Origin of the sequence: Silanimonas sp., from assembly GCF_044377035.1 — a bacterium.
Lineage (GTDB): Bacteria > Pseudomonadota > Gammaproteobacteria > Xanthomonadales > Xanthomonadaceae > Silanimonas.
This window is the reverse complement of record NZ_JBILJW010000002.1, coordinates 176,224-202,327: the sequence shown is the minus strand read 5'-3', so window position 1 is coordinate 202,327 and position 26,104 is coordinate 176,224. Positions and strand designations below refer to the sequence as shown.

The 26,104-nt window shown below is 69.1% G+C and carries 24 protein-coding genes, 1 tRNA gene and 1 pseudogene; 13 read left to right on the top strand and 13 right to left on the bottom strand.

Going from position 1 to position 26,104, the window contains the following annotated elements:
• Positions 1-94: 94 nt before the first annotated feature.
• Positions 95-2,329 (top strand): TonB-dependent receptor, encoded by a 2,235-nt coding sequence (locus ACIQ6S_RS02010; protein WP_397606882.1) that lies wholly within the window; start codon positions 95-97, stop codon positions 2,327-2,329.
• Positions 2,329-3,441, top strand: coding sequence for an alkaline phosphatase D family protein (locus tag ACIQ6S_RS02005; protein ID WP_397606881.1), 1,113 nt, complete (start codon positions 2,329-2,331; stop codon positions 3,439-3,441). The genes ACIQ6S_RS02010 and ACIQ6S_RS02005 overlap by 1 nt, the downstream gene beginning before the upstream one ends.
• A gap of 6 nt (positions 3,442-3,447) precedes the next feature.
• On the opposite strand, the gene ppx is transcribed toward ACIQ6S_RS02005, so the two are convergent.
• From ppx to ACIQ6S_RS01980, 5 genes are all read right to left on the bottom strand, one after another.
• The gene (gene ppx, locus ACIQ6S_RS02000) at positions 3,448-4,968 is read right to left on the bottom strand and encodes an exopolyphosphatase (RefSeq protein ID WP_397606880.1); all 1,521 of its coding nucleotides are present in this window, start codon (positions 4,966-4,968) and stop codon (positions 3,448-3,450) included.
• A gap of 1 nt (position 4,969) precedes the next feature.
• Positions 4,970-7,078 carry a polyphosphate kinase 1 gene (gene ppk1, locus ACIQ6S_RS01995; RefSeq protein ID WP_397606879.1) on the bottom strand — a complete coding sequence of 703 codons (2,109 nt, stop codon included), beginning with the start codon at positions 7,076-7,078 and terminating at the stop codon, positions 4,970-4,972.
• A gap of 77 nt (positions 7,079-7,155) precedes the next feature.
• Positions 7,156-8,484 (bottom strand): phosphate regulon sensor histidine kinase PhoR, encoded by a 1,329-nt coding sequence (phoR, locus tag ACIQ6S_RS01990; RefSeq protein WP_397606878.1) that lies wholly within the window; start codon positions 8,482-8,484, stop codon positions 7,156-7,158.
• 16 nt (positions 8,485-8,500) lie between these two features.
• A complete protein-coding gene (gene phoB / locus ACIQ6S_RS01985; RefSeq protein WP_297875290.1) occupies positions 8,501-9,190 on the bottom strand; it encodes a phosphate regulon transcriptional regulator PhoB in 690 nt (229 codons plus the stop codon).
• Positions 9,191-9,336: 146 nt separating this feature from the next.
• Complete coding sequence (locus ACIQ6S_RS01980) at positions 9,337-10,932, bottom strand: M48 family metalloprotease (RefSeq protein WP_397606877.1); 1,596 nt, start codon at positions 10,930-10,932, stop codon at positions 9,337-9,339.
• Between the two features lie 130 nt (positions 10,933-11,062).
• Between ACIQ6S_RS01980 and grxC the strand changes: the two genes are divergently transcribed.
• The 3 genes from grxC to ACIQ6S_RS01965 all read left to right on the top strand — a co-directional run bounded on the left by grxC (position 11,063) and on the right by ACIQ6S_RS01965 (position 12,823).
• Positions 11,063-11,329 carry a glutaredoxin 3 gene (gene grxC, locus ACIQ6S_RS01975; RefSeq protein WP_397573615.1) on the top strand — a complete coding sequence of 89 codons (267 nt, stop codon included), beginning with the start codon at positions 11,063-11,065 and terminating at the stop codon, positions 11,327-11,329.
• A gap of 38 nt (positions 11,330-11,367) precedes the next feature.
• On the top strand, positions 11,368-11,709 hold the full coding sequence (locus tag ACIQ6S_RS01970; RefSeq protein WP_297875433.1) for a carboxymuconolactone decarboxylase family protein: 342 nt from the start codon (positions 11,368-11,370) through the stop codon (positions 11,707-11,709).
• 103 nt (positions 11,710-11,812) lie between these two features.
• Positions 11,813-12,823, top strand: coding sequence for an isocitrate dehydrogenase (locus tag ACIQ6S_RS01965; RefSeq protein ID WP_397606876.1), 1,011 nt, complete (start codon positions 11,813-11,815; stop codon positions 12,821-12,823).
• A 95-nt stretch (positions 12,824-12,918) separates the two neighbouring features.
• Here the strand turns inward: ACIQ6S_RS01965 and ACIQ6S_RS01960 are convergent, their stop codons facing one another.
• The 5 genes from ACIQ6S_RS01960 to ACIQ6S_RS01940 form a co-directional block, all read right to left on the bottom strand.
• A complete protein-coding gene (locus tag ACIQ6S_RS01960; protein WP_397573613.1) occupies positions 12,919-13,677 on the bottom strand; it encodes a Bax inhibitor-1/YccA family protein in 759 nt (252 codons plus the stop codon).
• A 29-nt stretch (positions 13,678-13,706) separates the two neighbouring features.
• Entirely contained in the window at positions 13,707-14,375 is a 669-nt protein-coding gene (locus tag ACIQ6S_RS01955) for a YoaK family protein (RefSeq protein WP_397606875.1), read from the bottom strand.
• Positions 14,372-15,175, bottom strand: a complete 804-nt coding sequence (thiD, locus tag ACIQ6S_RS01950; protein WP_397606874.1) for a bifunctional hydroxymethylpyrimidine kinase/phosphomethylpyrimidine kinase — start codon at positions 15,173-15,175, stop codon at positions 14,372-14,374. The genes ACIQ6S_RS01955 and thiD overlap by 4 nt, the downstream gene beginning before the upstream one ends.
• Entirely contained in the window at positions 15,176-16,573 is a 1,398-nt protein-coding gene (locus ACIQ6S_RS01945; protein WP_397606873.1) for a PhoH family protein, read from the bottom strand.
• 137 nt (positions 16,574-16,710) lie between these two features.
• Positions 16,711-17,325 carry a glycine cleavage system protein R gene (locus ACIQ6S_RS01940; protein WP_397606872.1) on the bottom strand — a complete coding sequence of 205 codons (615 nt, stop codon included), beginning with the start codon at positions 17,323-17,325 and terminating at the stop codon, positions 16,711-16,713.
• Between the two features lie 26 nt (positions 17,326-17,351).
• Between ACIQ6S_RS01940 and dapA the strand changes: the two genes are divergently transcribed.
• Together dapA and ACIQ6S_RS01930 are read left to right on the top strand one after the other, a co-directional pair.
• On the top strand, positions 17,352-18,254 hold the full coding sequence (dapA, locus tag ACIQ6S_RS01935) for a 4-hydroxy-tetrahydrodipicolinate synthase (protein ID WP_397606871.1): 903 nt from the start codon (positions 17,352-17,354) through the stop codon (positions 18,252-18,254).
• A 16-nt stretch (positions 18,255-18,270) separates the two neighbouring features.
• A complete protein-coding gene (locus ACIQ6S_RS01930; RefSeq protein WP_397574285.1) occupies positions 18,271-18,780 on the top strand; it encodes a hypothetical protein in 510 nt (169 codons plus the stop codon).
• Between the two features lie 39 nt (positions 18,781-18,819).
• On the opposite strand, the gene fdxA is transcribed toward ACIQ6S_RS01930, so the two are convergent.
• On the bottom strand, positions 18,820-19,143 hold the full coding sequence (gene fdxA, locus ACIQ6S_RS01925; protein WP_397574286.1) for a ferredoxin FdxA: 324 nt from the start codon (positions 19,141-19,143) through the stop codon (positions 18,820-18,822).
• Between the two features lie 102 nt (positions 19,144-19,245).
• A tRNA-Glu gene (locus ACIQ6S_RS01920) sits at positions 19,246-19,321 on the bottom strand.
• A 117-nt stretch (positions 19,322-19,438) separates the two neighbouring features.
• Here ACIQ6S_RS01920 and pcnB point away from each other — a divergent pair.
• The 6 genes and pseudogenes from pcnB to pgi form a co-directional block, all read left to right on the top strand.
• Positions 19,439-20,782 (top strand): annotated as a pseudogene (gene pcnB, locus ACIQ6S_RS01915) (polynucleotide adenylyltransferase PcnB); the annotation flags it as partial.
• Positions 20,779-21,270 (top strand): 2-amino-4-hydroxy-6-hydroxymethyldihydropteridine diphosphokinase, encoded by a 492-nt coding sequence (folK, locus tag ACIQ6S_RS01910; RefSeq protein WP_397606870.1) that lies wholly within the window; start codon positions 20,779-20,781, stop codon positions 21,268-21,270. The pseudogene pcnB and the gene folK, both read left to right, overlap by 4 nt.
• A 31-nt stretch (positions 21,271-21,301) precedes the next feature.
• Positions 21,302-22,126, top strand: a complete 825-nt coding sequence (panB, locus tag ACIQ6S_RS01905; protein WP_397606869.1) for a 3-methyl-2-oxobutanoate hydroxymethyltransferase — start codon at positions 21,302-21,304, stop codon at positions 22,124-22,126.
• The gene (gene panC / locus ACIQ6S_RS01900) at positions 22,123-22,983 is read left to right on the top strand and encodes a pantoate--beta-alanine ligase (RefSeq protein ID WP_397606868.1); all 861 of its coding nucleotides are present in this window, start codon (positions 22,123-22,125) and stop codon (positions 22,981-22,983) included. The genes panB and panC overlap by 4 nt, the downstream gene beginning before the upstream one ends.
• A 97-nt stretch (positions 22,984-23,080) precedes the next feature.
• The gene (gene panD, locus ACIQ6S_RS01895) at positions 23,081-23,461 is read left to right on the top strand and encodes an aspartate 1-decarboxylase (RefSeq protein WP_297866694.1); all 381 of its coding nucleotides are present in this window, start codon (positions 23,081-23,083) and stop codon (positions 23,459-23,461) included.
• Positions 23,462-23,475: 14 nt separating this feature from the next.
• Positions 23,476-24,990 carry a glucose-6-phosphate isomerase gene (gene pgi, locus ACIQ6S_RS01890; RefSeq protein WP_397606867.1) on the top strand — a complete coding sequence of 505 codons (1,515 nt, stop codon included), beginning with the start codon at positions 23,476-23,478 and terminating at the stop codon, positions 24,988-24,990.
• Positions 24,991-25,027: 37 nt separating this feature from the next.
• Here the strand turns inward: pgi and queG are convergent, their stop codons facing one another.
• The gene (queG, locus tag ACIQ6S_RS01885) at positions 25,028-26,089 is read right to left on the bottom strand and encodes a tRNA epoxyqueuosine(34) reductase QueG (RefSeq protein ID WP_397606866.1); all 1,062 of its coding nucleotides are present in this window, start codon (positions 26,087-26,089) and stop codon (positions 25,028-25,030) included.
• Positions 26,090-26,104: the final 15 nt, after the last annotated feature.

The window sequence follows — 26,104 nt, the reverse complement described above, 5'->3', positions numbered from 1 at the left end:
GGGTGTCACGTGAATTCAACGATGCGGTCACGCTTTTCCGCCAGTGTGCGCGCCCACTCCTCCGATCGGAGGTTGGCCCCCAATGGAGTTCCAGATGTCGTCGATCACCCCCTGCCGTCGCCCTCGCCACCTGCTTGCCCTCGCGGTCGCCGCCGCGCTTGCCCCGCTGGCCGCTTCCGCCAATCCCGAGGTGCGCGATGACGCCGCCGTCCTCGACGCGGTGAACGTGGTCGGCACCGGCGAAACCCGCCAGGTGCAGGCGCTGGGCCGCGAGGAGCTTGCCCGCCAGCCCGCCGGCAGCAGCGCGCTCAAGCTGCTCGGCAAGCTTCCCGGCGTGCACTTCACCTCGGCCGACCCGTGGGGCAACTACGAGTGGTCGACGCGCTTGAACATCCGCGGCTTCAACCAGAACCAGCTGGGCTTCACGTTGGATGGCATCCCGCTCGGCGACATGAGCTACGGCAACCACAACGGTCTGCACATCAGCCGCGCGCTGATCGCCGAGAACCTCGGCTTCGCCGAAGTCTCGCAGGGCAGCGGCGCGCTCGACACCGCGTCGTCGTCGAACCTCGGCGGCACCGTTCGCTTCGCTTCGCGCGGTCCGCAGGCCGAGCGCGGCGCCACCCTCGCGCAGACCGTCGGCAGCGACGACACGCTGCGCACCTTCGCGCGCTACGACACCGGTGACCTCGATGGCTTCTCGGCCTTCCTCTCGGGCGCCAAGCACGATGCCGAGAAGTGGAAGGGCTACGGCGCGCAGGATTCGCGCCAGGTCAACGCGCAGGCGCGCTACGCCGACGAGGCGTGGAGCCTCGGCGCGCTCATCAACACCTCGCGTCGCAACGAGACCGACTACGCGGATCTGTCGCTGGAGTCGGCGCGCCGCCTCGGCATGGATTGGGACAACTACGCGCGTGACTGGACGCGCGCCATCCGCGCCGGCTTCGGTCAGTTCTCGGGCGGCGTGAACAGCCTGGACGACGCCTATTACCTCGGCCGTGGCCTTCGCGACGACAACCTCTACGCGGTGAACACCGACATCGCCATCGGCGACGGCGGCAGCTTCAAGGCGCAGGTCTATCGCCACACCAACGAAGGCCAGGGCCACTGGGTGACGCCGTACTCGCCGAGTTCGGCCACGCTGCCGCTGAGCCTGCGTACCACCGAGTACACCATCGATCGCGGCGGCCTCACCGCGGGCTTCGAGCTGCCCTTGGGCGCGCACACCTTGAGCTTCGGCCTGTGGCACGAGGACAGCGATCACAACCTGCAGCGCAACTTCTACTTCCTCAACGCCGACACCCCGCCGAACCGCGGCTACTTCTACCGCAGCCCGGACGTGCGAGTGTTCGAACAGGATTTCGACAGCCGCACGCAGGTCTGGTACGTCAACGACCGCATCGCGCTGATGGACGGTCGCTTCACCATCGACGCCGGATTCAAGGCGCTGGACGCCGAGATCGAGGCGGTGAACCGCCGCGGCACGCGCGCGCAGGGTCGCATCGAAGCCAAAGACAGCTTCCTGCCGCAGCTTGGCCTGCGTTTCGAAGTGGCGCCGGGCTTCGAGCTGTTCGGCTCGTACGCGGAGAACATGGCGGCCTTCCGCGCTGGCGTGAATGGTCCGTTCTCGGCCAGCCAGTCGGGCTTCAACGCCATCCGCGACACGCTCCGCCCGGAGACCTCGACCACGTTCGAAGGTGGCCTGCGCTACGGCAACGAGGCCTTCCAGAGCTCGCTCACGCTGTATCGCGTGGACTTCGAAGACCGCCTGCTGACCATCTCGCAGTGCGCCGGCATCGTCGGTTGCCCGAGCGTGCTGGCCAACGTCGGCGACGTCGAGACCTCGGGCGCCGAAGCGGCGATCGACTGGCGCCTCGGCGGTGGCTTCTCGCTGTTTGGTTCGCTGTCGTGGAATTCGTCGGAGTACGCCTCGAACTACCTCGACGGCACGACCCTCGTGCCGACCGACGGCAAGACCGTGGTCGACACGCCGGAGATGCTCGCCAACGTCGAGCTGCGCTACGCCGCGGACGCCCTCGAAGCCCGCATCGGCATGAAGTACACCGACGAGCGCTTCATCACGTTCGTCAATGACTCGCGCGTGCCGGACTACTGGGTCACCGACGCCTCGGTCTCGTACCGCTTCGGCGACCTCGGCCTCGCCAAGGACCTGAAGGCCACGCTCAACGTCACCAACCTGTTCGACGAGGACTACTTCGCCAGCGTCGGCACGAACGGTTTCGTCGCTCGTGACCCGCAGGGCCTGAACTACACGCTGGTCACTGGCGCGCCGCGCCAGGTGTTCCTGACGCTCGAGGCCTCGTTCTGATGCGTCGCCTGCCGTCGGTGGCCGTGCGCCACCTCGGCTTGGCGCTCGCGCTCTGCCTTCCTCCGGTGGCCCTCGCGGCCCCGGAGGCGGGCGGCGACCGTGCGCCCGCCCTGACCCGCATCGCCTTCGGTTCCTGCGCCGAGCAGCACAAGCCGCAGCCGATCTGGGCGGCGGTGCAGGCCGCCGACCCCGAGCTCTTCCTGTTCCTCGGCGACAACGTCTACGGCGACACGCGGGATCGTGGCGAACTCGAGCAGGCGTACGCGGCTCTGGCCGCGCAGCCGGGCTTCCAACGCCTGCGCGCGTCGACGCCGTTGATGGCGACGTGGGACGACCACGACTACGGCGAGAACGACGCTGGGGCCGAGTACCCGATCAAGGAAGCCTCGCGCGAAGTCTTCTTCGACTTCTGGGACGAACCGGCCGACTCACCCCGTCGAACGCACGAGGGCGTGTACACCAGTGCGATGTTCGGGCCGCCGGGGCAGCGCGTGCAGGTGATCCTGCTCGACCTGCGCTGGAACCGCACGCCGATCGCGCGCAACACGGCGTTCCCGGACGACGGGGCGCACGAACGCTGGGGCCGGCGCGAGGCGAGAGCAGGGCGTCCGGTACCGGGGCCCTATGCACGCGACCCGTCGCCGGACGCGACCATGCTCGGCGAGGCGCAGTGGGCGTGGCTGGAAAGCCAGCTTCGCGAGCCGGCCGAGGTCCGCCTGATCGGTTCCAGCCTGCAGGTGTTGGCCGACTTCCCCGGCTGGGAGGCCTGGGTGAACTATCCGCGCGATCAGGCGCGGCTGTTCCAGTTGATCCGCGACACCCGCGCCGAAGGCGTGGTGTTCCTCTCCGGCGACACGCACTACGGCGAACTCACGCGTCTCGACGCGAATGTGCCTTACCCGATGGTCGACCTGACCTCGAGCGGGCTCACCGAGGAATGGCACGTGCCGGTGCCCAACGCGCTCCGCGTCGGCGAGGCCCACCACCGTGCGAACTTCGGCCTCGTGGAGATCGACTGGGCCCGTCGCGAACTGCGCTTGGGCCTGCGGGACGCCGAAGGTGCGGCGCTGGTCGATCAGCGCGTGCCGATGTCGTCCTTGCGGGTTCGCTGAGGACGCTCAGCCGCCGTCGAGTTCCAGACGCAGGCCGATGTCGCGCAGGTGCTCGCGCTCGGTGTCGAGGTCGGCGCGGGTCAGCGGGTGGGCGTCGAGCCAGCGCTTCGAGAGCTTCAACTGCAGCTCGCCGCTGCCCACCCGAAGGCGCAGGCCGGGGATCTTCCCGGCCTCGTGGGCCCGGTGCAGCAACACCGCGAGCCGCAGCAGCATCGCGCAGCGCTGGGCCGCGGGGGCGAGGCGGTCGGGCAGGCCCTCGAAACTGGTGAGCCGCAGCGCGCGGCGCTGGTTGCGGACGAGCGTGGCGAGGAACTGCTGCTCGGTGCGCGAGAAGCCGGCGATGTCGGAGTTCTCGAGGATGTAGGCGCCGTGCACGTGGTACTGGCTGTGCGCGATGGCGAGGCCGAGCTCATGCAGGCGCGCGGCCCAGGCCAGCATCTGGCGGTCCGGGGCCTCGAGGCCCCAGTCGGTCTCGACCTCGTCGAACAGCGCCAGCGCCGTCGCTTCCACGCGTTCCGCCTGCGCGGTATCGATGGCATAGCGGGTCATCATCGCCGCGACCGACTCTTCGCGCGGGTCGGTCTTGCCGCCGCGACCGACCATGTCGTGCAGCACGCCTTCGCGCATCGCCGCTTCGCTGACGTGCAGCTTGCGGATGTCGAGTGCCTCGAACGCCGTAGCCAGCACCAGCACGCCGCCGGCGATCACGGGCTGCCGCTCCGCGCTGAGGCCCGGGAGCTTCAGTGTCTCGATCGTGTCGAAAGCAAGCACGCGGTCGGTTAGGCCGGTCAGCGCGGTGTCGGTGATCAGGCCGCCCTTCGATAGCTTGAGCGCTTCGCAGATCTCGCCGATGGCCTTGATCGTGCCCGAGGAGCCGAAGGTCTCCTTCCACCCCAGCTGGCGGTACAGCGCGGCGAACTGCTGGAACTCGGCGGCCATTTCGATCTGGGCGTCCTTCCAACGCTTGCGGCTCAACTTGCCGTTGGCGAAGAAGCGCTTGCTGGTGGCCACGCAGCCCATCTGAAGGCTTTCGCGCTCGATCGGGGTCATGCCGTCGCCGATGATGAACTCGGTGGAGCCGCCGCCGATGTCGATCACAAGGCGCCGCGACTTGCCCGGCGGGTGGCCGTGCGCGACGCCGAGGTAGACGAGGCGCGCTTCCTCGCGGCCGGCCACCACTTCGATGCCGTGCCCGAGCGCGGTTTCGGCCGGCAGCAGGAAGCTCTGCGGGTTGCGCATCTGCCGCACGGTATTCGTGGCGATGGCGCGCACCTGCGCCGGCGGCACGCTGCGCAGTTTCTGGCCGAAGCGGGCGAGGCAATCCAACGCGCGTGCGACGACATCGGGGCGCAAGCCGCCGTTGACGTCGAGGCCTTCCGCGAGGCGCACCGTCTCCTTGATGCGGTCGACGATCCGCAGCTGGCCCAGCGTGTAGCGGGCGACGACGAGGTGGAAGCTGTTGGAGCCGAGGTCGACGGCCGCGAGAAGGTCGCCGTCCTGCAGGCTGCGGCGCGGACTGTTCGGCATGTCAGTGGCAGATCTTGGCGAGGAGGGACTGCTGGGCGGAATGCGGCATGTCGTCGCCCTCCACCGCCACGCGCTCGTAGCGGCCGTCGGCCTGCAGCTGCCAGCTCTGCGTGTTGTCGGCCAGGTAGTTGGCCAGTTCCTCGTCGAACACCCGCTTCGAGAGCTTCGGATCGAGGATGGGGAAGCAGGTCTCGACGCGACGCAGCAGGTTGCGCTCCATCCAGTCGGCGCTCGAGCAGTAGAGCTGCGGCGATTCGTCGTTCTGGAACCAGTAGACGCGGCTGTGCTCGAGGAAGCGGCCGACCACCGAGCGGACGCGGATGTTCTCGGACAGTCCCTTCACCCCGGGCCGCAGGGCGCAGGCGCCGCGGACGATCAGGTCGATCTGCACGCCAGCCTGCGACGCAGCATAGAGCGCGCGGATGACGCCGGCCTCGTTGAGCGCGTTCATCTTGGCGATGATGCGCGCCGGCTTGCCCTCGCGAGCGTGCTGCGCTTCGCGGGCGATCTTCGCCAGCAGGCCGCCGTGCAGGGTGAAGGGCGAGGTCAGCAGCTGCTTCAGCTTGAACGAGGGCGCGAGGCCGGAGAGCTGCTGGAACAGCGCGTGGACGTCGGCGCCGATCTCCTCGTTGGCCGTCATCAGCCCGATGTCGGTGTATGTGCGGGCGGTGCCGGCGTGGTAGTTGCCGGTGCCGAGATGCACGTAGCGGCGCAGGCGCTGCCCCTCGCGACGGACGATCAGCATCATCTTGGCGTGGGTCTTGTAGCCCACGACGCCGTACAGCACCTGTACGCCGGCCTCCTGCAGGCGATCGGCGAGGCGGAGGTTCGCCTCCTCGTCGAAGCGGGCGCGCAGCTCGACGACCACGGTGACGTCCTTGCCGTTGCGCGCGGCGGTGACCAGGTGTTCGATGAGCGGCGAATCCTTGCCGACGCGGTACAGCGTCTGCTTGATCGCCAGCACGTCGGGGTCGTGCGCGGCGTGCGCCACCAGGTCGAGCACCGCGTTGAAGGTCTCGTAGGGGTGGTGCATCAGGATGTCGCGCTCGCGCAACTGGTCGAAGGGCGCGTCGGTATCGAGCCGCGTGGGCCGCGGCGTGAACAGCGGCCACTTCAGTTCCGGCCGGTCGACGAGGTCGATCACCTGGATCACGCGGTTGAGATTCACCGGGCCGTTGATGCGGTAAACGGCGTTCTCGGGCAGCGAGAAGTTCTGCAGAAGCACCTGCACGATCGTGGTCGGGCAGTTCTCGGCGATCTCCAGCCGCACTGCCGGGCGGAAGCCGCGACCCACGAGCTCCTCGCGCACGGCATGCGCGATGTTCTCCACTTCCTCCTCGTCCACCACCAGCTCGGAGTTGCGCGTCACGCGGAACTGCCAGGCGCCCTTGACCTTCATGCCGGGGAAGATCTCGTCGACGAAGGCGGTCAGCACCGCCGAGAGCAGCACGAAGTCGTGCGGCGCGCCGGAGATCTCCGTCGGGATGTGGATGATGCGCGGCAGCGAGCGCGGCGCACGGACGATGGCCATGCCGCCGGCGCGGCCGAACGCGTCCTTGCCATCGAGCACCACGACGACGTTGAGCGACTTGTTGAGAATGCGCGGGAAGGGGTGCGCTGGATCGAGCCCGAGCGGCGAGAGCACCGGCATGATCTCGTGCTCGAAATACTCCTTCAGCCAGCGCTTCTGCTTCGCGCTCCAGGCGTCGCGCGGCAGGATGCGCACGCCGGCCTCGTTCAGGGCGGGGCGGAGGGTGTCGTTCCAGAACTCGTACTGCGCGTTGACCAGCGCGCTGGCTTCGTCGTGGATCTGGTTCAGCAGGGCGATGGGCGCCACGCCGTCGACGGTGGCGGTCGAACCGAACTGCACCGTCGTGCGCAGCGACGCGACGCGGATCTCGAAGAACTCGTCGAGGTTGGTGCAGCTGATGCAGAGGTAGCGCAGGCGCTCCAGCAGCGGGATCGTCGGGTCCTCGGCCTGGGCGAGCACGCGGCGGTTGAAGGCCAGCTGCGACAGCTCGCGGCTGAGGAAGAGTTCGTTGTCGGGCAGGCCCGAGGTGCCGGTGGAAGCGACGGCGGCGGCGGGCTTTCGGGGCGACTTGGTGGGCACGGGGCGGCCTTGCGTGAACCGGACTCTGGATTGGAAACGACGCAGCTGCGGCTGGCAAGCCGTGGCGCGCGGCAGGCTCAGGCGTCGTCGCTGCCGCGCGCGCGCTCGACCACGGCTTCCGGCCCGAACACGCAGGCGAAGACGCTGCCCTTGCCGACTTCACTGCGGATGTCGAGGCGGCCCTGGTGCAGGTTCAACACGTGCTTGACGATGGAGAGGCCGAGCCCGGTACCGCCGGTTTCGCGGGCCCGGCTGGTGGAAACGCGGTAGAAGCGTTCGGTCAGGCGCGGGAGGTGCTGCGCCGGGATGCCGTAGCCGCTGTCTTGTACCGCCAGCACGACGCCGCCGTCGGCACCGCGTTCGAAGCGGACGTCGATGCGGCCGTCGACCGGCGTGTAGCGGACGGCGTTGGAGACGAGGTTCGAGAACGCGCTGTGCAGCTCCCGCGTCGATCCGAGCAGGTCGATGTTCGCGCTGTCCTCGACATGGATGTGGTGCCGGCCAGCGGAGAGCGCCTGGGCTTCGCGCTTCAGCGTCAGCAGCAGCGGCGCCATCGCCACCACTTCCCGATGGGCGAGGGCTTCCTGCGCTTCCAGGCGCGAGAGTGTGAGCAGGTCTTCGACCAGCTGCGACATGCGCGCGGACTGCTTGCGCATCTCGTCGAGCATCGGGCCGAGTTCGGGGTAGTCGTCGGCGTCGAGGATGTCGAGGTAGCCGTGCACGACCGTCAGCGGAGTGCGCAGTTCGTGCGAGACATTGGCGACGAAATCGCGGCGCAGCTGCTCCAGGCGCAACAGCTTGGTGACATCGCGGACCACCAGCAACCATTGCGCGGGGGAGTAGGGCAGCAGGCGCAGGCTGAGGCGGACGTTCGCGTCGAGCGGCGAGGCCTGGTCGAGCAGGGGCTCGTCGGTCTGCCCGACATCGAGCCATGCCCGCACCTTCGCATCGGGGAACACCGCGCCCACCATGCCCTCGTTCCCCTGCGGGCCGAGGCCCAGAAGCTCCCGGGCCTGCCGGTTGCACCAGTCGATCCGGCCGCTGTCGCGGTCGACGAGCAGCACGGCATCGGGCATCAGCGTGGCGGCGCGCCGGTAGCCACGCACCAGCCCGAGCAAACGCTTTGTGCGGGCGCGGCCTTCGTTCTGGCGGCGGTGGAGGAGCATTTCGAGGTCGTCCCAGAGGCCGCGGCCATCGATATCGCGCAGGCGGCGGCGTTGGTAGAGGCGGGCAAGCAGGCGATGCAGGCGCCAGTAATGCCAGCCGAGGATGGCGAAGGCGGAGAGCGCGAGCAGGGGCCAGAGCGCGTCCAGCCACGCGCCGAGGAGGGCTGCGGCCGCGAAGATCGCCACGAGGCGGGCGACCGACGCGCGCCAGGCGCGACGCAGCAGGGCCCCGACGGTCATGCTGCGTGGGTGTCCGTCACGGGGTTTCCGAGAACCGGTAGCCGCTGCCGCGGACGGTCTGGACCATGCCGTCGAGCTGCTGCGGCTCCAGCGCCTTGCGCAGCCGGCGGATGTGCACGTCTACGGTGCGTTCTTCGACGTAGACGTTGCCGCCCCAGACGTGGTCGAGGAGCTGCGCGCGGGTGTAGACGCGGTCGGCGTGGGTCATGAAGAAGTGCAGGAGCCGGTATTCCGTCGGGCCGACGTGGATCGACTCGTCGCCGGCGTACACCCGGTGGGCGGCGCCGTCGATGCGCAGGCGGCCGATCTGGACGCTGCCGTCGGCCTCGTCCTCACGCGAGCGGCGCATGACCGCCTTGATGCGGGCCAGCAGTTCACGGGCCGAGAACGGTTTCACCACGTAGTCGTCCACGCCGGACTCGAGGCCCGAAACGCGGTCGTTCTCCTCGCCGCGCGCCGTCAGCATGATGATCGGCACGTCGCGGGTGAGCTCGTCTTTGCGCCAGCGACGGGCGAGGTCGAGGCCCGAGGTGCCCGGCAGCATCCAGTCCAACAGGATCAGGTCGGGCACGCGCTCGACGATGGCGGTCTGCGCCTCGCGGGCGTCACCGGCATGAACCGGCTCGTACTCGCCCTTGCGGAGGGCGAAGGCCACCATGTCACGGATGGCGGGCTCGTCGTCGACGATGAGGATGCGCTTCTGCACGGGATGTCCAGGCCATGGGGTCAGGGCGCCAGTAGATAAAACTTTTGTGACGCGACCATGACGACTGAAAGGGAATCGTCACAGCGCTGACGCAGCTTGTCGAGCCCTTGGCCCCCTCGTGCGGGGGTGAAGGGGGCCGCCATGGCTCAGGAACGGCGTTCGCGCCCCTGGTCCTCGGGCCGCAGGCCCGCCCGGCGCATCTCCAGCACCACGGGCATGATCTCGGCCATCCGGGCCTCGACGCGGGCGCGCTGGACGTAGTCGACGTCGTCGCGATGTTTGAGGCTGTCGAACTGCTTGAGGGCGTCCTCCGCGCGGCCGGCGAGAAATGCGGCCTCGGCATGCGCCTCGACGGCGCGGTTGGCGTCGCCAGCGAGCTCACTGGCCCGGGCGAAGCTGCGCTGCAGCAGTAGGTCGCCGCTGGCGGCGGCCAGCAGCGGGCGGAGCAGGGCTTGGGCGCGTTGGCCGGAGCCCGAATCCCCGCGCTCGGTCAGGGTCTCGGCGTAGCTGAGGGTGATCGCACGATGCTGGGGGTTATCCGCCAGCAAGCCCTCGTAGTGCCGGGTGGCCTCCACCGGGCGGCCCGCCTTGTGCAGGGCCTCCGCGGTGGCGAGCCGCAACCAGAGGTTGGTCGGGTCGACGGCCAACAGCCGCTCAAGGCGGGTGACGGCTTCGCTCGCGTGGCCCGCGCGAAGCATCGCCAGGGCGTGGCCGTATGCGACCTCGGGGCGAGGCGCGGTGACGGGATTCTTCTCGTACTCGGCGACGGCGTCGCGCGCGGTGGGGGCCGTCAGCACGCGCAGGCGCTCACGGGCCCAATGGAATTCGCTGGGCCGCGCGTTCGCGGCGCTCGGCAAGGGGCGCAGCGCGGCCGGCAGCAGCAGATGCCCTTCGTCACGGACGGGTGTGTCCCGCCAGGGCGCCTGCTTCGACATGGCCGCGGCACGGTCGCGGGCTTCGGCGATGCGCGTCGTCGTCACCGGGTGGGTGCGCAGGTATTCCGGGGCCTGCCAGCCCCCCGTGTTGCCTCGCGAGGCGCGCTCCATCCGGCCGAAGAAATCGGCGATGCCCAGCGGATCGAAGCCGGCGCGCGACAGCGTCTCGATGCCGATGCGGTCCGCTTCCGATTCGTTGCTGCGGGTGTAGTTGATCTGCATCTGCGCCATCAGCGCCTGGGCGCCAACCACCGCGGCCTGCATCGCATCGTCGGCGGAACGCGAGTTGCTCTGCGACGCCGCCGCCAGCGCGCCGATCATCGCCAGCATGGTCGGCAGCTGCATCTGCTGGGATTTCTCGGCGGAGCGCAGCACGTGTCGCTGCGTCACGTGCGCGACCTCATGGGCGAGCACCCCGGCCACTTCGTCCTCGCGCTCGGCGGTGAGCACGAGGCCGGCGTTCATGCCGACGAGGCCGCCGAGGGTGGCGAACGCGTTGATGCGGCGGTCGCGCATCATGAAGAAGGTGTAGCCGTGGTCCGGCTCGCCGCTCGAGGCCGCCACGCGGAACCCGAGGCCCTGCAGCCAGCCTTCGACGAGCGGGTCGGCCACCAGCAGGTCCTGGCGGCGCAGCTCACGCATGAGCATCGCGCCATAGCGCGCCTCGTCGGCCGGGGTGATCAGGCTGGCGGCGGACGAGCCCATCTGCGGCAGCGCCTCCGGCCGCGACTGCGCGTCGGCGGCAGGGCCCGGGAACAGCGCGAGGGCGAGGGCGGCGGGGAGGGCGAGCAGGGGCGTTGGGCGCATCGTCTGAGCATGCCGAAAGGGGGGCGCGGGCTGGTGAACCCGCCGTTAAGCCGGGCCCGACCACGCTGGAAAAGACCGCGGGCCGGCCGCATAGTTCGGCGCCTTCCCGCACCGTTTTGGAGCCGCCGAGATGTCCCGCGCCGAGGTCGTGATGTATTCGTCCGCGATCTGCCCCTATTGCGTCGCCGCCAAGAACTTCTTGAAGCAGCGCGGCGTCGAGTGGCGCGAGGTGCGCGTCGACCTCGATCCGGTAGCGCGAAGCGAAATGCTCGAGCGTGCCAAGCGCACCTCGGTGCCGCAGATCTTCATCAACGGCACCCACGTCGGCGGCTTCGACGACATGGTGGCCCTCGACCGCGCCGGTGGCCTGGCGCCCCTTCTGGAGTCCGCCCCGTGAGTGACCGCGTCACCGAATTCACCGCCTTCCGCAAACGCATGAACGAGCGCATCCTCGCCGAGGACAACCAGGTCGTGCGTCGCTTCTTCGCGCTCGACACGCAGACCTACAAGCCCGGCGCGCTCGACCTCAAGACCAAGGAAATGCTCGGCCTCGTGGCTTCGATGGTGCTGCGCTGCGACGACTGCATCGCCTACCACGTCGCCCAGTGCCAGCAGGCCGGCGTCACCCGCGAGGAGTTCTTCGAGGTGTTCTCGGTCGGTCTCGTCGTCGGCGGCTCGATCGTGATCCCGCACCTGCGCCGCGCGGTCGATTTCCTCGACCAGCTCGAGGCCGGCGCCGCCGAGGCCCCCGGCGCCCACGACGCCGCCCACGGCTGAACCAACTCCCGGTTCCTTGACCGCCGTCAGAAGCCGGCCCGGCGCCGCTGCGGCATAATCCGCGCGCCGCCCGCACTGGATCGGGCGAGAAAAGGAAAAAGACATGTCTCAGACGATTGCGGTGATCCGCGGGGACGGCATCGGTCCCGAAATCATGGATGCCTCGCTGGGCGTGCTGGACGCGATGAAGCTCGGGCTGCAGTACGAGTTCGTCGAAGCCGGCATGTCGGCGATGGAGAAGACCGGCGAATTGCTGCCCGCCGCCACCTTGGACGCGATCCGCAAGCACCGCATCGCCTTCAAGAGCCCGCTGACCACGCCGGTCGGCGAGGGCTTCACCTCGATCAATGTCGCGCTGCGCAAGACCTTTGACCTGTACGCCAACGTGCGTCCGGCGATCAGCTTCCCGGGCACCAAGGCGCGCTACGAGAACATCGACATCATCACGGTGCGCGAGAACACCGAGGGCGCCTACATCGGCGAGGGCCAGTCGGTGTCGCCGGACGGCGAGACCGCCCTGCTCACGCAGAAGGTCACCCGCAAGGGTTCGGAACGCATCGTCCGCTACGCCTTCGACCTGGCGCGCCGCGTCGGCCGCAAGAAGGTCACGGTGGTGCACAAGGCGAACATCCTGAAGTCCACCTCGGGCCTGTTCCTCAAGGTCGCCCGCGAAGTGGCGCAGCAGTACCCCGACATCCAGTGCAACGAGATGATCGTGGACAACACCTGCATGCAGCTGGTGATGCGCCCGGAGCAGTTCGACGTCATCGTGACGACGAACCTGTTCGGCGACATCGTCTCCGACCTGTGCGCCGGCCTCGTGGGTGGCCTCGGCCTCGCCCCGGGCGCCAACATTGGTGAACATGCCGCCATTTTCGAGGCCGTGCACGGTTCGGCCCCGGACATCGCTGGCAGGAACATCGCCAATCCCTGCGCGTTGCTGTTGGCCGCCGGCCAGATGCTCGACCACCTCGGTCACGTCGACCACGCCAACCGCCTGCGCCAGGCCATCCGCGACACGCTGGAAGCCAAGGACGGCGTGACGCCGGACGTGGGCGGCACCGGCACCACGCAGAGCTTCGCCAAGGCTGTCGCGGCGCGCGTCACCGCCTGATCGCGGGTTCGAAGCAGCCAAAGGGAAGGGCGCCGCAAGGCGCCCTTTTCCGTTTCCGCGTTGGTGATGGCCCCGTGTGCGTGGGGCCGACGTGATCAGTCGTCGCCGCGCAGCTTCGAGAGCAGGCGCAGGATCTCGAGGTACAGCCAGATCAGGGTGACGATCAGGCCGAAGGCGCCATACCACTCCATCGACTTCGGGGCGCCAGCCTCAACGCCGCTTTCGATGAAATCGAAGTCGAGCACGAGATTCAGCGCGGCGATCACGACCACGAACGCCGAAAAGGCGATGCCCAGCCAGCCGCTGTCGTGGATGAAGCCCATGCCCTCGAAACCCATCAGGCGCATGCCGATGTTGACGAGGTAGAGCAGCGCGATGCCGCCGGTGGCCGCGACCACGCCAAGCTTGAAGTTCTCGGTGGCGCGGATCAGGCCGGACTTGTAGGCCAGCAGCAGCGACGCCAGCGTGCCAAAGGTCAGGCCCACGGCCTGCAGCACGATGCCCGGGAACTGCGCTTCGAAGACTGCCGACACAGCACCGAGGAACAGGCCTTCGACCAGGGCATACAGGGGCGCAGTGACCGGGGCCCAGGTCTTCTTGAAGACCGTGACCAAGGCCAGCACGAAGCCGCCGATGGCGCCGCCCCAGACGTAGGGCATCAGGCCGGGGATGCTCTCCGGACCGGTGTAAAGGTTCCAGGTGTAGGTCGCGGTGATCAGCACCATCGCGAGCAGCAGGGCGGTCTTGTTGACCGTGCCGCCGATCGTCATCGTCTGGCCATCGCGGGTGACGACGCGGCCCGAGCCGACGTCGAGGAAGGTGTTCTCGCCGAGAACCGGGTTGCCGCTGCGCATGTGTTGCTCCTTGCCGGGGGATGTCCCGCTCAAACCTTGCCCGCGCGGGGCGCCGGGCGCAAGGCGTGGGCGATGGCGAGGCCGGCAGCGATGGTCGCCGCAACGAGCAGCACTTCCGGCCCGATCCAGCGCATGCCCCAGGCGCCCACCAGCGCGCCGCTGGAAAACCCGCCGATCACCAGCAGGCAAACGGCAATGCGCTTTCTCTCCACCGGCAGGCCCCGCAGGGCGTGGCCGAGGTAGATGGCGAGGTCCGTGAACATGCCGCTCAGGTGCGACGTCCGCATCACCGCGCCGCTGAACGTCGTCGCCATCGCGTTCTGCAGGCCGACGGCGCTGGCCAGCAGGTAGTAGGCCGCGGGTTCGCGCCAGAGGAACGCCTGCGTGGCCGCCAGCACCAGCAACGCTTCGATCCACAGCGCCACGCTGTAGCGTCGCCCGAGGCGCAGATGCTCGTCGCGGATCAGCCAGCCGCTGAAGACCGCGCCGATGCAGAACGCCCCGAGGATGCCGAGCAGGTGGAGTGCGCTGTCCCAGCGGCCGAAGCCGACGTGCCCGGCGACCAGGGTGGTGGTGCCGGTGAGGTGCGTGACGGCCTCGGCGCCGAAGGCCAGCAGGCCGACGGCATTCATCAGCCCGGCCGCGAAGCTCAGTGCGCCACCGGCCACCCAGACCCAGCGCGGCAGCTGGTCGATCATCGTTCGCGGAAGCGCCAGAAGTGGTCGAGCACGACGACGTCGCCGAGACCGGGGCGGTACCCGGCCGCCAACGCGCCGGCGATGTATTCGGTGCCGAGGCGGGCGGCCTGCGACGGTGTCTCGCCGAGGGCGAGATTCGCCGCAATCGCCGAGGCCAGCGTGCAGCCCGTGCCATGGCCTTCCAGTGGCAGGCGGCGGCTGCGGAAGCTCGCGCGCAGCACGCCGCTGCCGAAGCGGTCGATCACTTCGGCCTCGGCGAGATGCCCGCCTTTCAGCAGCACGCCGTCGGCGCCGAGGTCGAGTAGTTCGACAAGTGCGGCATCGGCGTCCGCGCCCGGGGCGATCCGGCGCCCGAGCAGCAGTTCGGCTTCGGGCAGGTTCGGCGTCAGCACCGTCGCCATGGGCAGCAGCCTCGTGCGCAGTGCGTCGAGGGCGTCGTCGGCCAGCAGCTTGGCGCCGCTGGTCGCCACCATCACCGGGTCGACGACCAGCGCCGCGGGCTTCCAATGCGCCAGTGCGTCGGCCACGGCATGGATGATGTCGGCCGTGGCGAGCATGCCGAGCTTCACCGCGCGCACGTCGAAGTCCTCGAAGCAGGCGTCGATCTGCGCCCGCAGGAAGCCGACATCGGGCGCATGCACGGCGGTGACGCCGCGGGTGTGCTGGGCGGTCAGGGCGGCGAGCGCGGAGAGCCCGTGCACGCCGTGTGCGGCGAAGGCCTTGAGGTCGGCTTGGATGCCCGCGCCACCGCCGCTGTCCGAGCCGGCGATGGTCAGGGCCGAGATGACGCGTTCGTGCACTCAGAGCACCTCGGAGGCGAAATCGGCCAAGCGCGAACGCTCACCGCGGCGCAGCGTGATGTGCGCGCTGTGCGCCCAGCTCTTGAAACGATCCACGGCGTAGGTGAGGCCCGAGGTCGTTTCGGTGAGGTAGGGTGTGTCGATCTGTTCAACGTTGCCCATGCAGATGATCTTGGTGCCGGGGCCGGCGCGGGTGATCAGGGTCTTGATCTGCTTCGGCGTCAGGTTCTGCGCCTCGTCGACGATCACCCAACGGTTGAGGAAAGTCCGGCCGCGCATGAAGTTCATCGAGCGGATCTTGATGCGGCTGGCGAGCAAGTCATTGGTCGCGCCGCGGCCCCAGCTGCCTTGGTCCTCGGCGTGCGTCAGCACCTCGAGGTTGTCGGTGAGCGCGCCCATCCACGGCGTCATCTTCTCTTCCTCCGTGCCGGGCAGGAAGCCGATGTCCTCGCCGACGCTCACCGTCGCACGGGTCATGATGATCTCGCGGTAGCGCTGCACGTCCATGGTCTGCGCTAGGCCGGCGGCCAGCGCCAGCAGCGTCTTGCCGGTGCCTGCGGTGCCGAGCAGGGTGACGAAGTCGATCTCCGGGTCCATCAAGGCGTTCAGAGCGAAGTTCTGTTCGCGGTTGCGCGCGTTGATGCCCCAGACCTGTCGGTTGGGCGAGCGGAAGTCCTCGACGATCTGCAGCACCGCGCGATCGCCGTCGAGCTTCGCCACCTTCAGTTCGACATCGTCCTCGCCGGGAAGGTAGAGGTACTGGTTGGCGTACCAACCATCCTCGGGGGCGGCCTTGATCTCGTAGAAGGTGCGGCCGCGCTCGGTCCAGCTGCGGAGGCTGTCGCCGTGACGCTTCCAGAAATCCTCGGGCAGCTGGGTCGCGCCGGTGTAGAGCAGGTTGAAATCGTCGAGCGCCCGGTCGTTCTCGTAGTCCTCGGCCTGCACGCCGACGATGCTCGCCTTGATGCGCAGGTTGATGTCCTTCGACACCAGCACCACCGGCGTGCTCGGGTTCTCCATCCGCAGTTGCAGGATCGAGCCGAGGATCTGGTTGTCCGGCAGCACCGTGCCGAAGCCCTTGCTGATGTCGACCGGCTTGGTCTGGAACAGCAGCCGGCCGAGCATGTCCGCCGCCCGCAGCTGCAGCTCCTTCGGACGCAGCAGGCTGATGCCGCCCTCGATGCCACGATTGCCGTGGGCCACGACCAACTCGTTGAGGAAGCGGCTGACCTGGCGCGCATTGCGGGCCGATTCCGTTTGCCCCTTCTTGTTGTTGTCGAGTTCCTCCAAAACCATCATCGGCAGGAACACGTCGTGTTCCTCGAACTTGAACAGCGCCGTCGGGTCGTGCATCAGCACGTTGGTGTCGAGCACGTAGATGCGCTTGCTCTGCGTCATGGAAGCTCCTCGGGGCGGGGCAGGGATGCGGCAAAGAAAAAGCCGCCATCACGCGGGGGCGTCATGGCGGCTGGGTGTCGGCGTGCGATGGTCACGCGGCGCGGCGGCGAATCAATGGAGGCATGGGGTCATCGGCGTCAGAACTTCATCGGGTCCATGATGGCGTCGAGGTTCAGGTCGTCGCAGAAGGCGAGGAAGTCGTCGCGCAGCGCGGCGATGTGCATGCTGGCCGGCACGCCGATCGTGACGTGCGCGGAGAACATGTCCGCGCCGGTCTGCATGGCGCGATAGCGCGAGCACTGCAGGTTCTCTACGGTGATGCCCTGGCGGTCGAAGAAATCCGCGAGCTGGTAGAGGATGCCCGGGCGGTCGGAGGCGACCACCTCGACGATGTAGGGGATCAGGTTGGACTGCACGGGCTTCGGGCCGGTGCGATACCAGTGGATCTTCATCCCGTCGTCGCGCTCCATCCGGCCGAGCATCGCCTCCAACTTGGCGACCGCATCCCAGGAGCCGGTGGCGAGCGCCGTGACCGACACATCCCGGCCCACGGTGGAAAGACGGGCGTCGGCGAGGTTGCAGCCCGAGTCGGCGATGCGTCGGCTGACGGCGAGGAGCGGGGAGTCCGGATGGGTCGAATACGCGCTGATCAGCAGCAGGTTTTCGTTCGACGGCGGACGGGGCGTGGATTCACTCATTGCCGGCAGCATACTTGCCGCGTTCTTCGCGCCGCAAGTAACATCAAGGCTCATTTCTCCCCCACCGAACGAGCCCTGCCTTGCGACTTTCCGGCAGCATCACCGCGCTTGCCACCCCGTTTTCCATCGACGGGACCTTGGACCTCCGTGCCTGGGCGCAGATGCTGGAAAAACAGATCGCGTCGGGCACGTCCGCTGTTGTGGTGGCTGGCTCCACCGGTGAGGCGGCGGCGCTCACGGACGATGAATACGACACGCTGCTGGTCGAAGCCGTTCGCGTCGTCGCCGGTCGTATCGGCGTGATCGCCGGCACCGGGCTCTCGAACACCGCCAAAACCATCGCCCAGACCCGTCGTGCCGCGGAGTTGGGCGCGCAGGCTGCTTTGGTCGTCACGCCGCCCTACGTGCGCCCCACGCCCGCTGGCCTGGTGGCGCACTATCGCGCGGTGGCGGCGCAGGGTGGGCTGCCCGTGATCCTCTACAACGTGCCGGGTCGCACCGGGGTCGACATGGCGCCGGAGACGGTGGCGGAACTGGTCGGCGTCGACGGCATCGTCGGTCTGAAGGAAGCGCGTGGCGACGCCGAACGCTGGGCAGCCCTGGCGCCGCTCGCCGCCCCGGGCTTCGCGTTGCTGTCGGGCGACGATCCGACCTTCGTGGAAGCCATGCGCGCCGGTGCCGTGGGCGTGATTTCGGTGGCCTCGAACGTCGTTCCCGCCAGCTTTGCAGGGATCGCCGCGGCCGCTCGCGACGGCGCGTTCGACGCTGCCGCGGTTCAGGACGCCGGCCTACGACCGCTCTACGATTTCCTCGGCTGCGCGCCGAACCCGATTCCGCTGAAGGCCTTGCTGAAGGCCCAAGGTTTCGGTGCCGACCTGCGCTTGCCGCTGCTCCCGCTCGAGGCGCCGCACACTGCGTCGCTGGCGGTCATGTTGTCCCTCGTCGAACGCGCCGAAGCCTCGGCCGCGCGTCGCGCCGCCTGATTCCCTGGAGATGTCCATGCCCCTGTCCACCCTGAAGCGCCCGCTGATCCTCGGCCTCCTCGCCACTGCGGCGACCGTCGCCCTGTCCGGATGCTCGCTCTTCCGCGGCAAGGACGCCCCGTACCTCGAAAGTCGCGAGAGCCGTCCGCTCGAAGTGCCGCCGGACCTCGTCCTGCCGTCGTCGAGCGCGGCGCTCCAGATCCCGCCGGCCGCCGCTGGCACGGCGTCACCCGGCGAGGCGCCGCCCGCGGCCCTTGGCGTGGCCACCAGTTTCGACATCAGCGATACGGCCGAGAACGCGTTCCGCCGCGTCGGCCTGGCGCTCGGCCGCATTGATGGCGCCACGGCCACGCCCGTCGCGGCACTGAACAGCTACGAGGTCGGGTTCCGTGGCGAGAGCTTCCTCGTTCGGCTGGCAGCGCGTGGCGAGACAGTGCGCGTCGACGCCATCAGCCCGGAGGGCGCGGCGATCAGTGGCGGCGCGGCGGGCGAGCTGCTGGGCCTGCTTCAGGCGCGCCTGCAGTAACGCGCCTCGATGGGCGTCGCGCCCACGGGCGCGCGCCGCTCAGCGCAGCAGCAGCGGGAGCTTGCCCGGCTTGCCGTCCCACTCGGCGGCGTCGGGCAGCGGTTCCTTGCGCGTGGTGATCACGGGCCACGCTGCGGCCAGCTCCTTGTTCAGGGCGATCAGCCCCTCTTGGCCGGCCGGCACGTCGTCTTCGGGAAAGATCGCCTTGGCCGGGCACTCGGGCTCGCAGAGCGTGCAATCGATGCACTCGTCCGGATCGATGACGAGGAAGTTCGGGCCTTCATGGAAGCAATCGACCGGGCAGACCTCGACACAGTCGGTGTACTTGCACTTGATGCAGTTCTCGGTAACGACGAAGGGCATGGCTTGGGCGACGTTCGGAAGGCGGATAGGGTAGCGCCGCGGCGTGGCCGATGGCGTGGGCCCGGAAAAGACGAGGCCCGGCATTGCCGGGCCTCGTGGAATTGGCGCTCCCTACGGGATTCGAACCCGTGTTTTAGCCTTGAGAGGGCCACGTCCTAGGCCTCTAGACGAAGGGAGCATTGGTTGGTCGCTTCCTGCGAGTCCGGTAGGATAACGGATTCGTTCCACATTCTCCAGCCTCTACGGCGCCATCCTGGATACCCACCACCCCATGTCCGAAACCGTCGCGCCCCTGGTGATTTCCCGCGAGGCCCATCCGATCTCGCGCAAGAACATCAGCTCCGCCGCCCTGAAGGTGCTTTACGGGCTCCGCGACGCCGGCTTCAAGGGCTATCTGGTGGGCGGTGCGGTCCGCGACCTGCTCGCCGGCCGCCAGCCAAAGGATTTCGACATCGCCACCGACGCCACGCCGGAACAGGTGCGCGAGGTGTTCCGCAATTGCCGGCTGATCGGCCGGCGCTTCCGCTTGGCGCATGTCGTCTACGGCCGCGAGATCATCGAGGTCGCGACGTTCCGCGCCAACGACGACGATGGCAGTGGCGACCGGGAGACGCAGGACGATGGCCGCGTGCTGCGCGACAACGTCTACGGCAGCATCGAAGACGACGCGGTGCGGCGCGACTTCACCGCCAACGCGCTGTACTACGCCATCGAGGACTTCTCGGTGCGCGACTATGTCGGTGGCTACGAGGACGTGCTGGCCCGCCGGCTCAAGCTGATCGGCGACCCGGAGAAGCGCTACCGCGAAGACCCGGTCCGGATGTTGCGTGCCGTCCGCCTCGCCGCGAAGCTCGAATTCACCATCGACGAGAGCGCCGCGGCGCCGATGCCCGCGCTGGCGCCCCTGCTCGCCGGTGCGGCGCCTGCTCGCTTGTTCGACGAATCCCTGAAGCTGTTCCTTGCCGGGCACGGCGAGGCGAGTTTCCTCGGGTTGGAGGCCCACCAGCTGTTGCCAGCCGTGCTGCCGGAAACGGCGGAGGCGCTGCGCACCAACCGGAGCGGCCTGCTGCGCTCGATGGTGCTCGATGGCTTGCGCAACACCGACAAGCGGATCGCCGAGGACAAGCCGGTCACGCCCGCCTTCCTCTATGCCGTGCTGCTGTGGCCGGCCTACTGCCGCGAGCTGGCGCGCCTGCAGGCGCAGGGCCTCGAGCCGGCGGTGGCCCAGCAGCGTGCCGCCGATCGCGTGACCCTCCACCAGGCGCATCGCATCGCGCTGCCCCGGCGGTTCTCGCTGCCGATGCAGGAGATCTGGATGCTTCAGCCGCGCTTCGCGCTGCGGCAGAAAAAGCGCGTGTTCCGCACGCTGGCCCATCCGCGCTTCCGCGCCGCGTTCGATTTCCTCGAGCTCCGCGCCAAGGTGGCGCCGGAACTCGCCGCCGACCTGCTGTTCTGGCGCGACGCGCAGTTGCAGGCCCCGGCCGCGCTGTCCGAATCGTTGGACCACGGAGGCCTGGGGCTCGACGAGGCGGGCGAGGGCGATGCGCTGGCCGAGGGCGCAACGGGGGATGGCGGCCCGCGCCGCCGCCGTCGTCGCCGTCCGCGTCGTGGCGGCCCGGGAGCCGGCGCTCCGGCATGACCGCGCGGCGGGCCTGGGTGGGGCTGGGCGGCAATGTGGGTGACGTGTCCGCGTGCTTCTCCTCCGCCCTGGCGATGCTGGGGGCGGCCGATGGCGTCGATGTCGTCCGCGTATCGCGCCGCTATCGCACGCCGGCCTGGGGCGTGACCGACCAGACCGACTTCATCAATGCCGTGGCGGAGCTGGCCACGACGCTGTCGCCCCTCGATGTGCTGGCCGCACTTCAGGCCACCGAGCGCGCCCATGGCCGCGACCGGGCCCGCGAGCAGCGCTGGGGGCCACGCACGCTGGACCTCGACCTGCTGGCGATGGAAGGCGTCGTGCTCGACACGCCGGCGTTGCAGTTGCCGCATCCGCGCTTCGCCGAGCGGGCCTTCGTGCTGGTGCCTTGGGCCGAGATCGCCCCCGAACTCGACCTGCCCGGTGCCGGTCGCATCGCGGTTCTTGCCGTTGCGCTGGATCGCTCGGGCATCGAGGCGATACCTTAGGCGCCCGATCGCGACCGGCTTCCGCCCCCGCATGTATGCCTCCGACGCGCCCCCGCCGCGCCCGCCCGTCAACGTCCCCGAGCTGCGCCGGTTGAAGTCCGCCGGCACGCCGATCGTGGCGATGACCGCCTATGACGCCGGCTTCGCCGCGGTGCTCGATGCCGAGGGCGTGGACTTCGTCCTGGTGGGCGATTCGCTGGGCATGGTGGTGCAGGGCGAGGTCAGCACGCTGCCGGTCACCGTCGACCAGATCGTCTATCACTGTCGGGCCGTGGCGCGTGGCTTGCGCGGCGCGCTGCTCGTGGCCGACATGCCCTTCGGGGCCGATGCGACACCTGAGCGGGCCTTCGACGCCGGCGTGCGGATGCTCAAGGAAGGCAACGCCGGGATGGTGAAGATCGAGGGCGCCGGCGTGAAGCTCGACGCCATCCGCTTCCTTGTCGAGCGCGAGATCCCGGTCTGCGCCCATCTGGGCCTGACGCCGCAGTCGGTGCTGCGGCTCGGTGGCTACAAGGTGCAGGGCCGCGAAGCCGCGGCCGCCGAGCAGCTCAAGCGCGACGCGCGGGCGGTCGAAGCCGCAGGCGCCACGGCGCTGGTGCTCGAGTGCGTGCCCTCCGCCTTGGCCGAGAGCATCACCCGTGAGCTGTCGATCCCCACCATCGGCATCGGCGCGGGCGCGGGTTGCGACGGCCAGATCCTGGTGCTGCACGACCTGTTGGGCGTCAGTGGCGGTCACCGACCGCGCTTCGTGAAGAATTTCCTCGCCGATGGCGGCTCGGTGCAGGGCGCTGTCCGCGCCTATGCCGAGGCCGTGCGTTCGCGCACTTTCCCCGCGTCCGAGCACGCCTACGCATGATCCGCACCGTCCGCACCGTCGCCGAATTGCGCGCCCACCTCGCCGGCTGGCGCGACCAGGGGCATCGCATCGCGCTGGTGCCTACCATGGGGAACCTGCACGCGGGGCACCATTCGCTGGTCGAGTTGGCCAAGCAGAACGCCGACAAGGTCGTGGCCAGCATCTTCGTGAACCCGACGCAATTCGGGCCGAGCGAGGACTTCTCGCGCTATCCGCGCACGCCCGAGGCCGATGCCGAGGGGCTCGCGCAGGCGGGCTGCGACCTGCTGTTCCTGCCCTCGGTGGAAACCATGTATCCGCTGGGCGCCGAGGCCGCGGTGCGCATCCGCGTGCCCGGCGTGGCCGATGTGCTGGAAGGCGCCCATCGCCCGGGCCACTTCGACGGCGTCGCGACGGTCGTGGCGCGCCTGTTCAACATGGTGCACCCGGACGTCGCCCTCTTCGGCCGCAAGGACTACCAGCAGCTGCAGGTGATCAGGCACATGACGAAGGACCTCGCCTTCGCCATCGACATCGTGCCCGGCCCGACCATGCGCGAGCCGGACGGATTGGCCATGAGTTCGCGCAACCAGTACCTGTCGGAGGACGAGCGCCGCGTCGCCGTCGAGATCATCCGCAACCTGCGCACGCTGCGCGATCAGACCGCGCTGGGCCTGCCGCCGGCGGGCCTGGAGCAGGAAGCCGTCGAGCGCCTGACGGCGGCGGGTTTCGATGTCGACTACGTGGCGATCCGCCGCGCCGACCTCTCCATTCCTGACGGCGGCAGCGAGCCGGGCCTCCTGGGGCTGGTCGCCGCGCGCCTCGGCCGCACGCGCCTGATCGACAACCTCGATTTCGACGGCGTCGACGCCCGCTGAACGCCGTTTCGGCGACGCTGCGCGCACGGGTGGGCTCGATTGCGGGCTCCACCCCTCGCCCCTACACTCCGCGCCTTCACGCCTCCGGACCGCCCCCATGCAGCTCACCCTGCTGAAAGCCAAGATCCACCGCGCCTCCGTCACCCACGCCGAGCTGCATTACGAAGGTTCGTGCGCCATCGACGGCCGCCTGCTCGACGTGTCGGGCATCCGCGAGTACGAGCAGGTGCACATCTTCAACATCAACAACGGCGCGCGCTTCGTCACCTACGCCATCCGCGGCGAAGAGGGCAGCGGCGTGATCTCGGTGAACGGCGCCGCAGCGCATCTCGCCGGTCCGGGCGACCTGGTGATCATCTGCGCCTACGGCCAGCTCGACGAAGCGGAAGCGGCGAAGTTCAAGCCGACGCTGGTCTACGTCGACCGCCAGAACCGCCTCACCCACACCAACCACAGCATCCCGGCGCAGGCCGCCTGACCCCAGGACAACGAATGCACTCGATCGCGGCGCGTCTGGCACACCTGAAGTCCCACGGCGCCCGCCTCGCGGGCCACTCGTTGAAGCAACTGATCGCGAGCGAGCCCGATCGCGCGGCGCGCATGGCGCTGAAGGTCGACGGCCTGTACGCGAGCTTCGCGCGCCAACACGTCGACGCCGAAGCCCTCGACGCCCTGCTGGCGGTGGCTCAGGCCAGCGGCATGGGAGCCGCGATCCGCGAGCTCCTGCACGGCGCCTCGGTGAACCGCTCGGAAGGCCGTCCGGCCTTGCACAGCGCGCTGCGCACCGCGTTCGAGGCCCCGGTCGCCTCCGGGGCGGCCCGCGAAGCGCACGAGGCGCGCCAGCGCATGGCCGACATGGCGCAGGCGCTTCGTGCCAGCGGCGTCACCGACATCATCAACGTCGGCATCGGCGGCTCCGACCTCGGTCCGCGCCTGGCGCTAGACGCGCTGAAGGACTTCGGCGACGGCCGCTTCACCATCCATTTCCTCAGCAACGTCGATGCCCATGCGGCGACGCGGCTGCTGGCCGGGCTCGAGCCTGCGAAGACCGCGGCCATCCTCGTTTCGAAGAGTTTTGGCACGCAGGAAACCCTCCTCAACGGCCAGCTGATCCGCGATTGGCTCGGCGGCGGTGAGCGCCTGTACGCGGTGAGCGCGAACGTGCCCAAGGCCGAGGCCTTCGGCATCGATCCGTCGCGCGTACTGCCGATGTGGGACTGGGTGGGCGGCCGCTACTCGCTGTGGTCGGCGGTCGGTTTCTCGGTGCTGCTGGCCCTCGGCGAGGACGGCTTCGCCCAGATGCTGGCCGGTGCCGAGGCGATGGACCGGCACTTCCTCGAGGCGCCGGCCGAGTCGAACCTGCCCTTGTGGCATGCGCTGTTCGCGGTGTGGAACCGCAACGCCGAGGGCCACTCGGCGCAGGCGGTGCTGCCTTACGACGAGCGCCTTCGCTTGCTACCGGCCTACTTGCAGCAGCTGGTGATGGAATCGCTGGGCAAGCGCGTCGACCACGAGGGCGCGGCTATCGAGCACGACACCGTGCCGGTGCTGTGGGGTGGGGCAGGCACCGACAGCCAGCACAGCTTCTTCCAGGCCTTGCACCAGGGCACGCAGGTGGTGCCGGCGGATTTCATAGGCGTCATCCAGCCCGACCACGCGCACGCCGCGCAGCATCGCGTGCTGCTCTCGCATTTGCTGGCGCAGGTCGAAGCACTGGCGAATGGTGACGAGGGCGATCGTCCGCAGCGGCACTTCCCGGGCAATCGACCGAGCACCCTGATCCTGCTCGACCGCCTGACGCCGCGCAGCTTCGGTGCGCTGGTTGCTCTGTATGAGCACAGCGTCTACGCGCAGTCGGTGATCTGGGGCATCAATGCCTTCGACCAGTTCGGGGTGGAGCTCGGCAAGACGCTGGCCGGCGGCCTGCTGCCCGTGCTGGAAGGCCAGGCGCACGCGCAGGACCCGATCAGCGCCGCCTTGGCCGCGGAGATCCTCGCCCGCGGTTGAAGCCTCCGGCGTCCCCCGGCGGGGCGTCGGGGTGGACTCAGTCCGGCGCTTTCGCGGCCTGTTCCGCAAGCGCCCACTCGACGTGCTCGCGCACCAGCGGCGACGGGTGTGTCGCACGGGCGTGGAGGGCTTCCACGGCAGCCACGGAGTGCGGCGCGTTGCCCAGCGCGACAGCGATGTTCCGCAACCAGCCCTCGTGCCCCGTGCGGCGGATCGCTGAGCCTTCGGTTCGCTTGAGGAACGCGTCCTCGTCCCACGCGAACAGTTCCACCAGCGACGCGGTGTCCAGCCCATGGCGCGGCTCGAAGTCGGGCAGGGCATGGCGTTGGGCGAACTTGTTCCAGGGGCAGACCAGCTGGCAGTCGTCGCAGCCGAAGATGCGGTTGCCCATGGGGCGGCGGAACTCGAGTGGAATCGTCCCGGGGTTCTCGATCGTCAGGTAGCTGATGCAGCGGCGCGCGTCGAGCACGTTCGGTGCGACGATGGCCTGCGTGGGGCAGATGTCGATGCAGCGCGTGCAGGTGCCGCAGTGCTCGGTGGCGGGTTCATCGACCGGCAGGGGCAGGTCGGTGTACAGCTCGCCGAGGAAGAACCAGCTGCCGGCTTTCGTGTTGATCACGCAGGTGTTCTTGCCGATCCAGCCGAGGCCTGCGTCGCGGGCTAGTGCGCGTTCGAGCACGGGCGCGGAGTCGACGAAGGCGCGGTAGCCGAACGGGCCGACGACTTCGGCGATGCGGTCGGCGAGCTTCTGTAGCCGCGCGCGCAGCACTTTGTGGTAATCGCGGCCCAGCGCGTAGCGCGCGACATAGGCGCGCGTGCCGTCGGCCAGCGTGTCCCAGCAGGCCGCGTCGTCGTCGACGCCGTAATCCATGCGCACGCTGATGACGCGCACGGTGCCCGGCACCAGTTCGTCCGGGCGGCTGCGCTTCGTGCCATGGGTGGCCATCCAGTTCATCGAACCGTGGTGGCCTTCGGCGAGCCAGCGCGCGAGATGCGCTTCGTCCCTCGCCAGCGTGCCCGCACTGATGCCCGCCTGCTGGAAGCCGAGGTCTTCGGCCCAGCGCTTGATGTCGGCGGCGAGCGCGGCCCAGTCGTGCATGGCGCGAAGTATAGA

Bases quoted from the DNA above. Each gene is read 5' to 3' on its own strand.
- ACIQ6S_RS02010 (WP_397606882.1), top strand. From the start codon at position 95: ATGTCGTCGATCACCCCCTGCCGTCGCCCTCGCCACCTGCTTGCCCTC.
- ACIQ6S_RS01930 (WP_397574285.1), top strand. From the start codon at position 18,271: ATGCCCCTGTCCACCCTGAAGCGCCCGCTGATCCTCGGCCTCCTCGCC.
- folK (WP_397606870.1), top strand. From the start codon at position 20,779: ATGACCGCGCGGCGGGCCTGGGTGGGGCTGGGCGGCAATGTGGGTGAC.
- pgi (WP_397606867.1), top strand. From the start codon at position 23,476: ATGCACTCGATCGCGGCGCGTCTGGCACACCTGAAGTCCCACGGCGCC.
- grxC (WP_397573615.1), top strand. From the start codon at position 11,063: ATGTCCCGCGCCGAGGTCGTGATGTATTCGTCCGCGATCTGCCCCTAT.
- ACIQ6S_RS01970 (WP_297875433.1), top strand. From the start codon at position 11,368: ATGAACGAGCGCATCCTCGCCGAGGACAACCAGGTCGTGCGTCGCTTC.
- ACIQ6S_RS01980 (WP_397606877.1), bottom strand. From the start codon at position 10,932: ATGCGCCCAACGCCCCTGCTCGCCCTCCCCGCCGCCCTCGCCCTCGCG.
- ACIQ6S_RS02005 (WP_397606881.1), top strand. From the start codon at position 2,329: ATGCGTCGCCTGCCGTCGGTGGCCGTGCGCCACCTCGGCTTGGCGCTC.
- ACIQ6S_RS01940 (WP_397606872.1), bottom strand. From the start codon at position 17,325: ATGAGCCTTGATGTTACTTGCGGCGCGAAGAACGCGGCAAGTATGCTG.
- ACIQ6S_RS01945 (WP_397606873.1), bottom strand. From the start codon at position 16,573: ATGACGCAGAGCAAGCGCATCTACGTGCTCGACACCAACGTGCTGATG.
- ppx (WP_397606880.1), bottom strand. From the start codon at position 4,968: ATGCCGAACAGTCCGCGCCGCAGCCTGCAGGACGGCGACCTTCTCGCG.
- ACIQ6S_RS01955 (WP_397606875.1), bottom strand. From the start codon at position 14,375: ATGATCGACCAGCTGCCGCGCTGGGTCTGGGTGGCCGGTGGCGCACTG.
- ACIQ6S_RS01960 (WP_397573613.1), bottom strand. From the start codon at position 13,677: ATGCGCAGCGGCAACCCGGTTCTCGGCGAGAACACCTTCCTCGACGTC.
- queG (WP_397606866.1), bottom strand. From the start codon at position 26,089: ATGCACGACTGGGCCGCGCTCGCCGCCGACATCAAGCGCTGGGCCGAA.
- fdxA (WP_397574286.1), bottom strand. From the start codon at position 19,143: ATGCCCTTCGTCGTTACCGAGAACTGCATCAAGTGCAAGTACACCGAC.
- panC (WP_397606868.1), top strand. From the start codon at position 22,123: ATGATCCGCACCGTCCGCACCGTCGCCGAATTGCGCGCCCACCTCGCC.
- phoR (WP_397606878.1), bottom strand. From the start codon at position 8,484: ATGACCGTCGGGGCCCTGCTGCGTCGCGCCTGGCGCGCGTCGGTCGCC.
- ACIQ6S_RS01965 (WP_397606876.1), top strand. From the start codon at position 11,813: ATGTCTCAGACGATTGCGGTGATCCGCGGGGACGGCATCGGTCCCGAA.
- panB (WP_397606869.1), top strand. From the start codon at position 21,302: ATGTATGCCTCCGACGCGCCCCCGCCGCGCCCGCCCGTCAACGTCCCC.
- panD (WP_297866694.1), top strand. From the start codon at position 23,081: ATGCAGCTCACCCTGCTGAAAGCCAAGATCCACCGCGCCTCCGTCACC.